This window comes from Tardiphaga sp., from assembly GCF_025356345.1.
Taxonomy (GTDB): Bacteria; Pseudomonadota; Alphaproteobacteria; order Rhizobiales; family Xanthobacteraceae; genus Tardiphaga.
In genome coordinates this window covers 1-14,909 of the sequence record NZ_JANXTC010000265.1, presented here as the reverse complement: position 1 = coordinate 14,909, position 14,909 = coordinate 1, and the positions used below count along the sequence as shown (strand labels likewise).

The 14,909-nt window shown below is 62.7% G+C and carries 13 protein-coding genes and 1 pseudogene; 9 read left to right on the top strand and 5 right to left on the bottom strand.

Going from position 1 to position 14,909, the window contains the following annotated elements; genetic code table 11:
* Positions 1-619 (bottom strand): annotated as a pseudogene (locus Q0S16_RS16215) (isocitrate lyase); the annotation flags it as partial.
* Positions 620-810: 191 nt separating this feature from the next.
* Here Q0S16_RS16215 and Q0S16_RS16210 point away from each other — a divergent pair.
* The 9 genes from Q0S16_RS16210 (at position 811) to Q0S16_RS16170 (ending at position 10,798) form a co-directional block, all read left to right on the top strand.
* Positions 811-2,256, top strand: coding sequence for an XRE family transcriptional regulator (locus Q0S16_RS16210; RefSeq protein ID WP_295850042.1), 1,446 nt, complete (start codon positions 811-813; stop codon positions 2,254-2,256).
* Positions 2,257-2,526: 270 nt separating this feature from the next.
* On the top strand, positions 2,527-3,810 hold the full coding sequence (locus Q0S16_RS16205) for a lytic murein transglycosylase (RefSeq protein ID WP_295850040.1): 1,284 nt from the start codon (positions 2,527-2,529) through the stop codon (positions 3,808-3,810).
* Between the two features lie 65 nt (positions 3,811-3,875).
* A complete protein-coding gene (locus Q0S16_RS16200) occupies positions 3,876-5,051 on the top strand; it encodes a substrate-binding domain-containing protein (protein WP_295850039.1) in 1,176 nt (391 codons plus the stop codon).
* Between the two features lie 169 nt (positions 5,052-5,220).
* The gene (locus Q0S16_RS16195; RefSeq protein WP_295850037.1) at positions 5,221-6,012 is read left to right on the top strand and encodes an ABC transporter ATP-binding protein; all 792 of its coding nucleotides are present in this window, start codon (positions 5,221-5,223) and stop codon (positions 6,010-6,012) included.
* A gap of 30 nt (positions 6,013-6,042) precedes the next feature.
* Positions 6,043-6,765, top strand: a complete 723-nt coding sequence (locus tag Q0S16_RS16190; RefSeq protein WP_295850035.1) for an ABC transporter ATP-binding protein — start codon at positions 6,043-6,045, stop codon at positions 6,763-6,765.
* A complete protein-coding gene (locus tag Q0S16_RS16185; RefSeq protein WP_295850033.1) occupies positions 6,762-7,772 on the top strand; it encodes a branched-chain amino acid ABC transporter permease in 1,011 nt (336 codons plus the stop codon). Before Q0S16_RS16190 ends, Q0S16_RS16185 begins: the two co-directional genes overlap by 4 nt.
* Positions 7,769-8,839, top strand: coding sequence for a branched-chain amino acid ABC transporter permease (locus Q0S16_RS16180; protein WP_295850030.1), 1,071 nt, complete (start codon positions 7,769-7,771; stop codon positions 8,837-8,839). Before Q0S16_RS16185 ends, Q0S16_RS16180 begins: the two co-directional genes overlap by 4 nt.
* 120 nt (positions 8,840-8,959) lie before the next feature.
* Positions 8,960-9,463: a DUF1993 domain-containing protein gene (locus Q0S16_RS16175; RefSeq protein ID WP_295850043.1), complete on the top strand. Its 504-nt coding sequence runs from the start codon at positions 8,960-8,962 to the stop codon at positions 9,461-9,463.
* A 231-nt stretch (positions 9,464-9,694) separates the two neighbouring features.
* Positions 9,695-10,798, top strand: coding sequence for an alkene reductase (locus Q0S16_RS16170; RefSeq protein ID WP_295850028.1), 1,104 nt, complete (start codon positions 9,695-9,697; stop codon positions 10,796-10,798).
* Between the two features lie 188 nt (positions 10,799-10,986).
* Here Q0S16_RS16170 and Q0S16_RS16165 read toward each other — a convergent pair whose 3' ends face one another.
* The 4 genes from Q0S16_RS16165 to Q0S16_RS16150 all read right to left on the bottom strand — a co-directional run.
* On the bottom strand, positions 10,987-12,783 hold the full coding sequence (locus Q0S16_RS16165; protein WP_295850026.1) for an ABC transporter substrate-binding protein: 1,797 nt from the start codon (positions 12,781-12,783) through the stop codon (positions 10,987-10,989).
* A gap of 59 nt (positions 12,784-12,842) precedes the next feature.
* Entirely contained in the window at positions 12,843-13,172 is a 330-nt protein-coding gene (locus Q0S16_RS16160; RefSeq protein ID WP_295850024.1) for a DUF2160 domain-containing protein, read from the bottom strand.
* A 133-nt stretch (positions 13,173-13,305) separates the two neighbouring features.
* Entirely contained in the window at positions 13,306-14,112 is an 807-nt protein-coding gene (locus Q0S16_RS16155) for a carbohydrate ABC transporter permease (protein ID WP_295850022.1), read from the bottom strand.
* On the bottom strand, positions 14,112-14,909 hold a 798-nt coding region (locus Q0S16_RS16150), incomplete at its 5' end, for a sugar ABC transporter permease (RefSeq protein ID WP_295850020.1). The genes Q0S16_RS16150 and Q0S16_RS16155, both read right to left, overlap by 1 nt.

The following is a 14,909-nucleotide window of genomic DNA, read 5'->3' as shown; positions in this document are numbered from 1 at the left end:
CCGCGTTGCCGAAGCCGGCATCGATGTCGGCGATCACGGGCACGACGTGGGTCTGGAAGGTATCGATCTTTTCGATCAATGCCTTTTCCTTTGCCTTGTCGCCGGCCTTGCGGGCCGCGTCGAGGTTACGGAAAATGTCATTGAGCTCGCGCGAGTCGGCCTGACGCAGGAAGGTGTAGAGCTCTTCAATCAGCGCCGGCACCGATGTCTTCTCGTGCATCGACTGGTCGGGCAGCGGGCCGAACTCGGAGCGAAGTGCAGCGATCATCCAGCCCGACAGATACAGATAGGTGCGATCGGTGGTCCCAAAGTGCTTCTTCACCGAGATCAGCTTCTGCTGGGCGATGAAGCCATGCCAGCAACCGAGCGACTTGGTGTATTTCGTGCTGTCGGCATCATAGGCCGCCATGTCGGCGCGCATCAGCGCGGCCGTGTAGCGCGCGACATCGAGGCCGGTCTTGAAGCGGTTCTGCAGGCGCATGCGGGCCACGGCTTCGGGCTTGACGCCGTTCCAGGTGTCCTTGTCCTTGAGCAGCGCTTCGGCCGCATCGATTTCGCCCTGATAGGTGGCTGGCCCCTGGAGGGCCTGATCGCTGATCCCGCGTGGCTGGAAGTTCATTTGCATATTCCTTCAGTAACAAATCACCGCAGCTTAAACAGACGTGACAAATTTTCTGCGAAGCGTGTCAGGAGATAAACGCCAAACGCGCGCTATCCGATAGATGCCTTGTGTTTGAATGGTGATGTAATGTAACATCACGACTTGTCGTTAATGTCATTTTGTCACGATTGTCACAAAAGTACCGCGCGATGGCTGGGGACACCGCCAAAAAGCTGTTTGTGGGGCCACGGTTTCGGCGGATTCGCCAGCAGCTCGGCCTGTCGCAGACCCAGATCGCCGAGGGGCTGGGGATTTCGCCGAGCTACATCAACCTGATCGAGCGCAACCAGCGGCCGGTCACGGCGCAGCTTCTGATGCGCCTGGCGCAGACCTATGACCTCGATCTGCGCGACCTCGCCACCGCCGACGAGGACCGCTTCTTCGCCGAGCTGAACGAGATCTTCTCCGATCCGCTGTTCCGGCAGATCGATCTACCGAAGCAGGAATTGCGCGACCTGGCCGAACTCTGCCCGGGCGTCACCCATGCGCTGCAACGGCTTTACGCCGCCTATAATGAAGCGCGGCGCGGCGAGACGCTGGTAGCGGCGCAGTTCGCCGACCGTGACGAAGGCGGCCATTACGAGGCCAACCCGATCGAGCGGGTCCGCGACCTGATCGAGGCCAACCGCAACTATTTCCCTGAGCTCGAGCAGGCCGCCGAGACCCTGCGCGACGAGATCAACGTGCCGGCGCAGGATCTTTATGCGGCGCTGTCGACGCGACTGCGGGAAAAACACTCGATCGTCACCCGCATCATGCCGGTGGACGTGATGCGCGAGACGCTGCGCCGCTTCGACCGGCATCGCCGGCAATTGCTGATCTCCGAACTGGTGGATGCGCCCGGCCGCGCCTTCCAGCTCGCCTTTCAGCTCGGGCTCAGCGAATGCAGCAGCCATTTCGAGACCATCACCGGCCGCGCCGGCGCGCTCGACGATACGCCGAGGCGGCTCTATCGCATCACGCTGGCCAACTACTTTGCCGCCGCGGTGATGATGCCGTATGCCGCCTTCCATGGCGCCGCGGAAGCACTGAGCTACGATCTGCAGGTGCTCGGCCAGCGCTTCAATGTCGGCTTCGAGCAGGTCTGTCACCGCCTTACCACGCTGCAGCGACCGACCGCGCGCGGCGTGCCATTCTTCATGCTGCGGGTCGACAATGCCGGCAACGTATCCAAGCGGTTCTCGTCGGGCACCTTCCCGTTCTCGAAATTCGGCGGCACCTGCCCGCTGTGGAATGTGCACTCCACCTTCGATACGCCCGACCGGCTGTTGAAGCAGGTGATCGAACTGCCCGACGCCAGCCGCTATTTCTCGATCGCGCAGATGGTGCGCCGGCCGCCGGCGCCGCACGGCCAGCCGCAACCGCGCTTCGCCATTGGCCTCGGCTGCGAGATCCGCCACGCCCCCAAACTGGTGTATGCCTCCGGCATGGACCTGGAGAAGGCCGAAGGCACGCCGATCGGTGTCAATTGCCGGCTGTGCGAACGCGAAAACTGTTCGCAGCGCGCCGAGCCGCCGATCACGCGGACGCTGATCCTCGATGAGAACACGCGTCGGGTGTCGAGCTTTGCATTCAGCAATGCGCGGGAGTTGTGAGGGTGCATCAACTGACAGCTCGTCATTGCGAGGAGCGAAGCGACCCGGCAATCCAGAGCCACTAACTCGGCAAGAGCTGGATTGCTTCGTCGCAAGCGCTCCTCGCAATGACGGCTGAGAGTTTTGGCGACCCCTGAAGCTGAAGCGCCGTCATGGCCGGGCTTGTCCCGGCCATCCACGTCTGTATTGCTGGGCCGGGACGTGGATGCCCGGCACGAGGCCGGGCATGACGGGGAGAGGCCGAGGTTTGTGATGCAGATGTCTGTGCGGATGCGACCACTTCGTATTGTGACGGCCCTAGCAATCATTGGCCTCGCCTCCCCGGCCTCCGCGCAATTTGCACTGCCTGCGCAAACGCCGACGGCCCGGCCGGCGGCAACAGCGCGGCCCGCCGCCAGCCCGCGCGCGGCCGCGTGCCACGGCGGCCAGAGCTTCGACCAGTTCCTTGCCGGGCTGAAGCAGCAGGCGACCACCGCCGGCGTGTCGTCCCGCGCCCTTGCCGCCGCCTCACCGTGGCTGGTCTACGACGCAAAAATCGTCAACCGCGACCGCGGCCAGCGCGTGTTCGGCCAGTTGTTTACCGAATTTTCCCGGCGCATGGCGGCGGATTACCGGATGCAGAACGGCCAGCTCAAGATCAAGCAGCACGCGGCAGCTTTCGCCCGCGCGGAGAAGGAGTTTGGCGTGCCGCCGGCGGTGATCGCGGCATTCTGGGCGCTGGAGAGCGACTTTGGCGCGCAGATGGGCAATTTGCCGACGCTGCCCTCGCTGGTATCGCTGGCCTATGACTGCCGGCGTTCGAAGATGTTTCAGGACGAGACCATCGCGGCGCTGAAGATCGTCGATCGCGGCGACCTCACGCCCGAGGAAATGATTGGCTCTTGGGCCGGCGAACTCGGCCAGACCCAGTTCCTGCCGACGCATTATTTCAACTACGCCGTGGACTATGACGGCGACGGCCACCGCAACCTACTGCGCTCGGCAGAAGACGTGATCGGCTCAACCGCCAACTACATTGCCAATGGCCTGAAATGGCGGCGCGGCGAGCCGTGGCTGCAGGAGGTCAAGGTCACCACAGATGTTCCGTGGGACCAGGCCGACCTGACCATCCAGTTGCCGCGGTCAAAATGGACGCAGTTCGGCGTGATTTATCCCGACGGTCGGCCACTGCCGAACGATGCCATGCCGGCGTCGCTGCTGCTGCCGATGGGTCGCTTCGGTCCGGCTTTTCTGGCCTATGCCAATTTCGCCGCCTACACCGAATGGAATAATTCGCTGATCTATTCCACGACAGCGGGTTACCTCGCCACCCGGATCGCCGGCGCCGCGCCGATGCGCAGGCCCACGGCGCAAATCCCGCAGCTGCCGTTCAACGAGTTGAAGGAATTGCAGCAGCTGCTGACCAAGGCCGGTTTCAACGTCGGCAAGATCGACGGCATTCTGGGCCAGCAGAGCCGCACCGCCGTGAAGACGATCCAGATCAAATACGGCCTGCCCGCGGATTCCTGGCCTACCGCCGAATTGCTAGTGCAGCTGCGCGGCGGAGCGCACTAATCGCTCTTTCCACCAAGCGGTCAAATGCACTAGGGTCCCGCGCAACAAACTCGGGAGGACTGACCTTGCGTCGCTTATTCATTCTCGCTGCCGTCACCGCGCTGAGCACCTCGTTAGCGCATGCCGACGATCTCAAGATCGCGCTGATCTACGGCAAGACCGGGCCGCTCGAGGCCTATGCCAAGCAGACCGAGACCGGGCTGCGCATGGGGCTGGAATACGCGACCAAGGGCACCATGACGGTGGACGGCCGCAAGATCGTGGTGATCACCAAGGACGATCAAGGCAAGCCGGACCTCGCCAAGGCGGCGCTGGCAGAGGCCTATGCGGATGACAATGTCGATCTCGCCATCGGCACAACAGCCTCGGGCGCGGCGCTCGCCATGTTGCCCATCGCGGAAGAAAACAAGAAGGTGCTGATCGTCGAGCCGGCGGTTGCCGACCAGATCACCGGCGAGAAGTGGAATCGATATATCTTCCGCACCGGCCGCAATTCGTCACAGGACGCCATCGCCAACGCGGTGGCTATCGGCAAGCCCGGCGTCACCATCGCGACGCTCGGCCAGGACAACGCCTTCGGCAAGGACGGTGTTGCCGCGTTCAAGGAAGCGCTTGCGAAGACCGGGGCAACCTTGGCCGCGGAAGAATACGTTCCCGCCAACACGACGGATTTCACCGCTGCCGGTCAGCGGTTGTTCGACGCGATGAAGGACAAGCCTGGCCGAAAGATCATCTGGGTGATCTGGGCCGGCGCTTCTCCAATGGCGAAGCTGCAGGACATGGACCCGAAGCGCTACGGCATCGAACTGTCCACCGGCGGCAACATCCTGCCGGCGCTGGCCGCCTACAAGCGGCTCCCCGGCATGGAAGGCGCGACGTACTATTACTACGACATCCCGAAGAACGCGGTGAACGACTGGCTCGTTACCGAGCACCAGAAGCGCTTCAACGCGCCGCCAGACTTCTTCACCGCCGGTGGTTTTTCGGCCGCGATGGCGGCGGTCACCGCGGTGCAGAAGGCCAAGTCGACCGACACGGAAAAGCTGATCACGGCGATGGAAGGCATGGAGTTCGATACGCCGAAGGGCAAGATGATCTTCCGCAAGGAAGACCATCAGGCGCTGCAGAGCATGTATCATTTCAAGGTCAAGGTCGATCCGGCGCTCGACTGGGCGGTCAATGAACCGGTCGCCGAGATCAAGATCGAAGACATGAACATCCCGATCCGCAACAAGCGCTGAGTTTCGTTTCCCGGGCGCGGTGCAGAGCCGCTTCGCGCTGCTCCGCGGACCCGGGATCCCGGTTTTACGATCAACGCCGACCGGGCCTCCGGATCCGCAGCGCACCACGCCACAAGGGTGGCGCGCTGCCCAGCATCCGGGGAACGTCCCTCTTCTCATCGAGTTTTGTATGACTTTCACTCTCGAAACCCGCGACCTGACCATCCGCTTCGGCGGCCATGTCGCGGTCAACCAAGTCAGCTGCACGTTCCGGCCGGGCGAACTCACCGCCATCGTCGGCCCCAACGGCGCCGGCAAGACCACCTACTTCAACCTGATCTCCGGGCAGTTGCGGCCAAGCGCCGGAACCATCCTGATGAATGGCACCGACATTACGCCGCTATCGGCGCCACTGCGCACCCGCGCCGGCCTTGGTCGCGCGTTTCAGCTGACCAACCTGTTTCCCAATCTCAGTGTCGAGGAGAACGTCCGCCTCGCGGTGCAGGCGGCCAGCGGCGTGCATTACGACATGTTGCGCCCGTGGATGACCCGGCGCGACCTGATCGCGCGCGCCGACGCCATTCTCGACGAGGTGGCGCTCGGCGCCCGCCGCAGCGTCGCCGCTACCGTGCTGTCGCATGGCGACCAGCGCAAGCTCGAGGTCGCCTTGATGATGGCGCTGCAGCCGAGGGTGTTCATGTTCGACGAACCCACTGCGGGCATGAGCGTCGACGAGGTCCCCGTCGTACTCGACCTGATCGCGCGGCTGAAGAAGGACACGTCAAAGATCATCCTGCTGGTGGAGCACAAGATGGACGTGGTGCGCTCGCTGGCCGACCGCATCATCGTGCTGCACAATGGCCAACTGGTCGCCGACGGCAAGCCCGCCGAGGTGATCGCCTCGCCGATCGTGCAGGAAGCCTATCTCGGCATCGCTCCGGGCGCGCATTCCGCGAAAGTGGAGACCGGTTTTGCGATTTGAATGCGCCTACTATTCAAAAGCGAGCGCGGCATGACCGACCTGCTCACCATGGCCGGGGTGCACACCCATATCGGCCACTATCACATCCTGCACGGCGTCGACCTTGCGATTCCCGAGGGCCGGACCACCATGCTGCTGGGCCGCAACGGCGCCGGCAAGACCACCACGCTGCGCACCATCATGGGGCTGTGGCATGCGTCAAGCGGCGACATCACGCTGTCAGGCCAGCGTATCGAGGCGATGGCCACGCCGGACATCGCACGGCTCGGCGTCGGCTATGTGCCGGAGAGCATGGCGGTGTTCTCCGATCTCACGGTGAAGGAAAACCTGATCCTCGCCGCCCGCGACGCGCCGCTCGATGATATCAGACTGCAATGGATCTTCGGCTTTTTCCCGGCGCTGCGAAAATTCTGGCTGTCGCGCGCCGGGCTGTTGTCCGGCGGCCAGAAGCAGATGCTGTCGATTGCCCGCGCCATCGTCGAGCCGCGACAATTGCTGCTGATCGACGAACCCACCAAGGGGCTGGCGCCGTCGATCGTTGGCGCGTTGATCGAATGCTTTGCCGAAATCAAGCGCTCCGGCGCCACCATCCTGCTGGTCGAGCAGAATTTTCACGTCGCGCAGCGGATTGGCGACGCCGTGCTGGTGATGGACAATGGCAGGATCGTCCATCGCGGCGCGATGGCGGCCCTGGCGCAGGACGTGCCGCTGCAAGAGCGGCTGCTTGGCCTCAGCCTGGAGACGCATCAATGACCGACCTCGCCGTCACCGACGCGCTGCCGAAGCCGAAGCGCGATATGCTGCCAATGCTGCTGCCGGTGATCCTGGCGCTCGCCATGCTGCCGCTGATCGGCTCGCCGAGCAGCTGGATGACGCTGACCATCGCCAGCCTCGCCATGGGGATGATGATCTTCATCATGGCTTCCGGACTGACTTTGGTGTTCGGGCTGATGGACGTGCTGAACTTCGGTCATGGCGCCTTCATCTCGGTCGGCGCCTATGCGGCGACCCTGGTGCTGCTGCCGCTGGCGACCTGGGTGCAGGCGGATTCGCTTCTGCTCAATCTCGCGGTGCTGGCGCCCGCGGCGCTGCTGGCCATGGGCGTGGCCGGCGCCATCGGGCTGATCGTCGAGCGCGTGCTGATCCTTCCGGTCTACGGCCAGCATCTCAAGCAGATCCTGATGACCACCGGCGGCCTGATCGTCGCCGAACAGGCGCTGTACGCGCTGTGGGGGCCGCAGATCATTCCGCTGCCGCTGCCGACGTCGCTGCGCGGCTCCTTCATCATCGGCGACGTGGCGATCGCAAAATATCGTCTGCTGGCGATGCTGGTGGGCCTGGTCGTGTTCGCCGGCATCCAGCTGGTGCTGACGCGCAGCAAGATCGGCCTGCTGATCCGCGCCGGCGTCGAGAACCGCGAGATGGTGGAAGCGCTGGGCTACCGGATCCGCCGGCTGTTTCTCGGCGTGTTCATGGTCGGCTCGGGCCTCGCCGGCCTCGGTGGCATCATGTGGGCACTGTACCGCGAACAGGTCCATGCCTCGATGGGCAACGACCTCACCGTGCTGGTGTTCATCGTGGTGATCATCGGCGGCCTCGGTTCCATCAACGGCTGCTTCATCGGCGCCATCCTGGTGGCGATGGTCGCCAATTACGGCGGCTTCCTGCTGCCGAAGCTGGCGCTGGTTTCCAACATCCTCCTGATGGTCGCGATCCTGATGTGGCGACCGCGCGGGCTCCATGCGGTGACAAATCGATGATGATCCTCTCCGGCGATCTGCCACGCAGCCGCATTCTCGCGGTTTTGCTCGTCGTCATCATCGCCGCTCTGGCGCTGGCGCCGTTCCTGTTTCCCGGCGCCAAGGCGATGAATGTTGCCACCAAGATCTGCATCTTTGCGGCTCTCGTGGCGTCCTACGACCTGCTGCTCGGCTATACCGGCACGGTGTCGTTCGCTCACACCATGTTCTACGGCATCGGCAGTTACGCCATCGCCATCGCGCTGTATGGCATGGGCCCGACCTGGACGGCGGTCGCCGCGGGCCTGGCCATCGGCCTGCCACTGGCGGCCTTGTTGGCGCTCGGCATCGGCCTGTTCTCGCTGCGCGTCGAGGCGATCTTCTTCGCCATGATCACGCTGGCGGTGGCCTCGGCGTTTCTGGTGCTGGCGTCGCAATTATCCTGGCTGACCGGCGGCGAGGACGGCCGCAGCTTTCAGCTGCCGGAGCTGCTGCGCCCGGGCATGGTGTTTCTGAAAAAGGACGTGCTCGGCGTCGCCGTCACCGGCCGCACCCTGACCTACTACATTGTATTCGTGGTGTGCGCGGCGATGATCCTGGCGCTGCTGCGGGTGGTGAATTCGCCGTTCGGCCGCGTGCTGCAGGCGATCCGTGAAAACCGCTTTCGCGCCGAAGCGCTCGGGTTTCGCACGGTGTTTCACCTTACTTACGCCAACTGCCTTGCCGCGGTGGTCGCGGCCTCCGCCGGCGCGATGAATGCCCTGTGGCTGCGCTATGCCGGCCCCGACACCTCGCTCAGCTTCGCCATCATGCTGGACATCCTGTTGATGGTGGTAATCGGCGGCATGGGCACCATGTACGGCGCCATCGTCGGCGCCGTCGTCTTCATCCTGGCCGAAAACTACCTGCAGGTCCTGATGGGGCTGGCCTCGAGCGCCGCGGCCGATGCCGGCCTGCCGGTGCTGCCGGGCCTGCTGCATCCGGATCGCTGGCTGCTGTGGCTGGGACTGATGTTCATCGCCAGCGTGTATTTCTTTCCCACCGGGATCGTCGGCCGGCTGCGCGATCTGACCCTCAGAACCCGCTAAATCATTCTTTTTTATTGGGCGTCTGCGGTTGTTTTCGGCTGGGAACTTCCCAAGTCCATGCAGCAGCATCTTTCTTGGCGCTGTCCGCTGCCACTCAAATCCGGTCGAAAAGAGCATCAGATGTCATTTTATGAGTCCGCCGTGCCGGCTTACCTGCAAATGCTCGGTAGCCTGTCCCATCTCCTCGACAAGGCCGAGGCCCATGCCGCCGCCAGGAAAATCGAGCCCGCCGTCCTGCTTGGCACCCGGCTGTTTCCCGACATGCTGCCGCTGAGCAAGCAGATCCAGATCGCCTGCGATCATGCTGTCCGGGGCGCCGCTCGCCTGAGCGGCAGCGAGGTGCCGTCCTTTCCCGATACCGAGACGACGATCGCCGAACTCAAGCAGCGGCTGGCCAAGACCGGCGAATTTGTCAAAAGCGTTAATCAATCGCTGTTCGATGGAGCGGAAGGCCGGGACATCACGTTCCCGATCGGCGGCGGCAAGACCATGACGCTGAACGGCCAGCAATATCTGACCAGCTTCTCGCTGCCGAACTTCTATTTCCATGCCACGACGGCGCACGCCATCCTGCGCATGTGCGGCGTCGAGATCGGCAAGCGAGACTTCCTCGGCGCGAATTAAAAACGACTGTCTGCAGGGTGGGTCAAGTCCCGTTGCGCCGTGACCCATCACTGCGCAATTCTTGAACGATCGGTGGATTTAGCGCTTCGCGCCAACCGACCCTACGCAAGACAATACGGACCAAAATACCGCAACTTTTCAGCCGTTTGCAAAGAATGCGGTGGATGGCATTGCCAATTTGCGCTGCAATGCACACTTCAAGCGTAGTGGCAATTTTTCGGAAAATCAAAAATGAGCACGTCCAAACTTTTCGACTCCTATAAACTCGGCCCTATCACGCTTTCCAACCGCACGGTCATGGCGCCACTGACGCGCAATCGCGCGGTCGCCGGCTTCGTGCCCAATCCGCTCAGCGTTGAATATTACGCCCAGCGCGCCTCTGCCGGCCTGCTGATCACCGAGGCCAGCCAGATCTCGCAGCAAGGCCAGGGCTATCAGGACACCCCCGGCATCTACACCCAGGAGCAGGTGGCCGGCTGGAAGAAGGTCACTGACGCCGTCCATGCCAAGGGCGGTCACATCTTCATCCAACTCTGGCATGTCGGCCGGATCTCGCACAGCAGCCTGCAGCCGAATGGTGGCAAGCCAGTCGCGCCCTCGGCGATCGCCGCCAAGGGCAAGACCTATGTCAACAACGGCTTCGCGGACGTGTCTGAGCCGCGCGCGCTGGAGCTGTCCGAAATCCCCGGCCTGATTGAGGACTACCGGGTTGCCGCGAAGAACGCGATCGCGGCGGGCTTTGATGGCGTCGAAATTCACGCCGCCAACGGCTATCTGCTCGAGCAGTTCGCGCGCGACTCCACCAACAAGCGAACCGATGAATATGGCGGCTCGATCGAGAACCGTGCCCGGCTGATCCTGGAAGTCACCAAGGCCGTGGTCAAGGAAATCGGCGCCGAGCGCACCGGCATCCGTATCTCGCCGGTGACCCCTGCCAATGATTGCGGTCCAGACAGCGATCCGAAAAAACTGTTCGACTACATCGTCGATGGTCTCAGCGCCGAGAAGCTGGTCTATCTGCACGTCGTCGAAGGCGCCACCGGCGGCCCGCGCGACGTGGCGCCGTTCGACTACGCCGAATTGCGCAAGCGCTTCAAGGGCACCTATATCGGCAATAATGGCTACGACCTGGCGCTGGCCAACAAGGCGCTGGCGGCGGACGAGGCTGACCTGATCGCGTTCGGCAAGCCGTTCATCGCCAATCCGGATCTGGTCGCGCGCCTGAAGGCCGGCGCTGAACTCAATAAGCCGGACCAGGCCACCTTCTACGGCGGCGGCGTCAAGGGCTATACGGACTACCCGACGCTGGCCGAAGTCAAGCAGGCGGCGGAGTAGCACGCCGCGGTATCCACGTCGTTGCGAGGTCAGGGAAAGCCAACTGGCTTTCCCCTTGACGAAGCGTGGCGGCAATCCAGAGAGCCACAAGCAAGAACTGGATTGCTTCGTCGCAAGAGCTCCTCGCAATGACGACAGTAATAAAAGGCCGGGATCACTCCCGGCCTTTTGCTTATTCGTCGTTCGCCTCAGTTCGCCGCGCGCTTCTGCGGCGGCGACGCCGGCCACGATTTGATCAGCGTGTCGTAGTCGATCGTCTCGCCCTTCGGCTTCTCATTGGCCAACTTGCGCTGCGGCGCGATGTTGCCGTCCTTGGCGGATTTGGCGTACCAGTATTCCGCCGTCTCCTTCTTGTTCAGCTTCGGTCCGCAATCGCCCTGAACTTTCGATCGTTCAAGTCGCTCGAGCACCGAATCCTGCGCCGCCGCCAGCGAATCCATCGCCGCCTGCGGGGTCTTCGCACCGGACGACGCATCGCCGATGTTCTGCCACCACAGCTGCGCCAGTTTCGGATAGTCCGGAATGTTGTTGCCGGTCGGCGACCACTGCACGCGGGCTGGCGAGCGATAGAACTCGATCAGGCCGCCGAGCTTCGGCGCACGCTCGGTGAACGACTTGTCCCAGATATCGGACTCACGGATGAAGGTGAGACCGACATGGCTCTTCTTCAGGCTCACCGTCTTCGAGGTGATGAACTGCAGATACAGCCATGCCGCCTTGCGGCGGTCCGCCGGCGTCGACTTCAGCAGGGTTGCCGAACCGACGTCCTGATAGCCAAGCTTCATACCTTCTTTCCAGTACGAGCCATGCGGCGACGGCGCCATCCGCCACTTCGGCGTACCGTCCTCGTTCATGACTGCGAGGCCCGGCTTCACCATGTCGGCGGTGAAGGCGGTATACCAGAACACCTGCTGGGCCACGTTACCCTGTGCCGGCACCGGACCGGATTCCGAGAAGGTCATGCCCTGCGCCTGCGGCGGGGCATATTTCTTCATCCAGTCGAGATATTTGACGATCGAATAGACCGCCGCCGGACCGTTGGTGTCGCCACCGCGTTCGACCGACGAGCCGACCGGACGGCAGCCTTCCATGCGCACGCCCCATTCATCAACGGGGAGGCCGTTCGGAAGCCCCTTGTCGCCATTGCCGGCCATCGACAGCCAGGCGTCGGTGAAACGCCAGCCCAGCGACGGGTCCTTCTTGCCATAGTCCATGTGACCATAGACCTTGACGCCGTTGATCTGCTTGATGTCGTTGGTGAAGAACTCGGCGATGTCCTCATAGGCCGACCAGTTCACCGGGACGCCGAGATCATAGCCGTATTTGGCCTTGAACTTCGACTTGTACTCGGGATTGGCAAACCAGTCGTACCGGAACCAGTAAAGATTGGCGAATTGCTGGACCGGAAGCTGGTACAGCTTCTTGTCCGGCCCGGTGGTGAAGGAAGTGCCGATGAAGTCGCTGAGATCCAGGCTGGGATCGGTGACGTCCTTGCCTTCGCCGGTCATGTAGTCGGACAGCGCGATGGTCTGGCCATAGCGGAAATGGGTGCCGATCAGATCGGAATCATTGATCCAGCCGTCATAGACATTCTTGCCGGACTGCATCTGGGTCTGCAGCTTCTCGACCACATCGCCTTCCTGCAGCAGATCGTGCTTGAGCTTGATACCGGTCAGTTCCGAGAACGCCTTGGCCAGCGTCTTGGATTCATATTCATGCGTCGTCAGCGTCTCGGAGACGACATTGATCTCCATACCCTTGAACGGCTCGGCGGCTTTCGCGAACCACTGCAGTTCCTTGAGCTGATCGGCCTTGGACAGCGTCGAGGGCTGGAATTCGGTGTCGATCCAGCGTTGCGCGGCGGCATCGTCGGCCAAGGCCGGCGCGGTCATCGTCAGCGACGCCGCGATCAGCGCCGCCGAACTGGTCATCGTCATCAGGCGCGCCGTGGATGCACGCCCGCCTTGTCTCGTCAGGTGCTTCATTGCTTCCTCCGTTGTCGTTGCAGCCCCGGGTTGCTCCCGGGCCTGGTCTTCTTCGCCTGTCAGACCGTGCGAAAGATCGCCGCGCCCGTGCCAAACGAAATCAGTGTCGCGAGCCACAGGCTCGAGATTTCAATTGCCTCCTCGCCGACCGGCAGTGTCGTGAGCGCATCGGTACCGATGAAGCCGATCCACAGCAGATGAATGATGGCCGCCGTGATCAGCGAGACAAACAGCCGGTCGCCGCGCGTGGTCGGAATGCGCAGGATCCCGATGCGCTCGGCCTCGGGATAAGCGACCGCCAGCCAGGTCATCGTGCCCAGCGTCATCGCCAGCAACGCGAAGAAAATCGCCGTCGGCAGCGTCCAGGCCATCCATGCAATGTTTTCCATGGCTACAGGCTCCCGCGACCGTCATTGCGAGGAGCACTTGCGACGAAGCAATCCAGTGCTTCCTTGCCGCTCTGGATTGCCGCGTCGCTTCGCTCCTCGCAATCGCGGGGGCAAGGTCGGTGCATCAACATTTCTACACCCTCCCCAGCGCAAAACCGCGCGCGATATAGTTACGGACGAACCAGATCACCAGCGCGCCGGGGATGATGGTGAGCACGCCGGCGGCGGCGAGCAGACCCCAGTCCATGCCGGCGGCGGAGACGGTGCGCGTCATCACCGCCGAGATCGGCTTGGCATTTACCGACGTCAGCGTTCGCGCCAGCAGCAATTCGACCCAGGAGAACATGAAGCAGAAGAACGCCGCCACGCCGATGCCGGAGGCGATCAGCGGCACCAGGATCTTGACGAAGAATTTTGGAAAGGAATAGCCGTCGAGGAACGCGGTCTCGTCGATCTCGCGCGGCACGCCAGAGACAAAGCCCTCCAGAATCCACACCGCCAACGGCACATTGAAGAGGCAGTGTGCCAGCGCCACCGCCCATGGCGTATCGAACAGGCCGATCGCCGAATACAGATTGAAGAACGGCAGCGCGTAGACGGCCGGCGGCGCCATCCGGTTCGACAGCAGCCAGAAGAACAGATGCTTGTCGCCGAGAAAACGGTAGCGCGAGAACGCGTAGGCCGCCGGCAGCGCGAAGGAAATCGAGATCACGGTGTTGATGACGACGTATTTCAGCGAGTTGATGTAGCCGGAATACCAGCTCTCGTCGGTGAAGATGCGGGTGTAGTTCTCCAGCGTCGGCAGATGCGGCCACAGCGTCATGGTCGAGACGATCTCGCCATTGGTCTTGAAGCTCATATTGACGAGCCAGTAGATCGGCAGCAGCAGGAAGATCAGATAAACCGACAGGATCAGGCGTCGACCGGGGATCGAATGCATCAGGCGGCTCCCTCGTGCGGCCTGCGCTCGGCGCCGGCATTGGTCATCACGGTGTAGAACACCCAGCACACGGTGAGGATGATCAGATTGTAGACCAGCGACAGCGCCGCGGCCTTGCCGAGGTCGAACTGGCCGAGCGCGATCTTGACCAGTTCGATCGAGACGAACGTCGTCGAGTTGCCGGGGCCGCCGCCGGTGACCACGAACGGTTCGGTGTAGATCATGAAGCTGTCCATGAAACGCAGCAGCACCGCGATCAGCAGCACGCGGTTCATCTTCGGCAGCTGGATCGCCCTGAACACCGCCCAGCGCGAGGCGCCGTCGATCTGCGCCGCCTGGTAATAGGCATCGGGGATCGACTTCAGTCCGGCGTAGCACAGCAGCGCGACCAGGCTGGTCCAGTGCCAGACGTCCATCACGATGACGGTGGCCCAGGCGTCGAACTCGTTGGAGACGTAGTTGTAGTTGAAGCCGAGCCCGTTGAGCGTATAGCCGAGCAGGCCGATGTCGGGCCGGCCGAAAATCTGCCAGATGGTCCCGACCACGTTCCACGGAATCAACAGCGGCAGCGCCATGATCACGAGACAGGCGGCGACCGACCAGCCTTCGCGCGGCATCGACAGCGCCACCACGATGCCGAGCGGCACCTCGATGGCGAGGATCACCGCCGAGAAGAACAGGTTGCGGGCCAGCGAATCCAGAAAGCGTCCGCCGAGATCGGTCGAAGGATCGAGCAGTTCCTTGAACCAGCCGACGCCGTTCCAGAAGAACTGGTTATTGCCGAAGGTGTCCTGCAT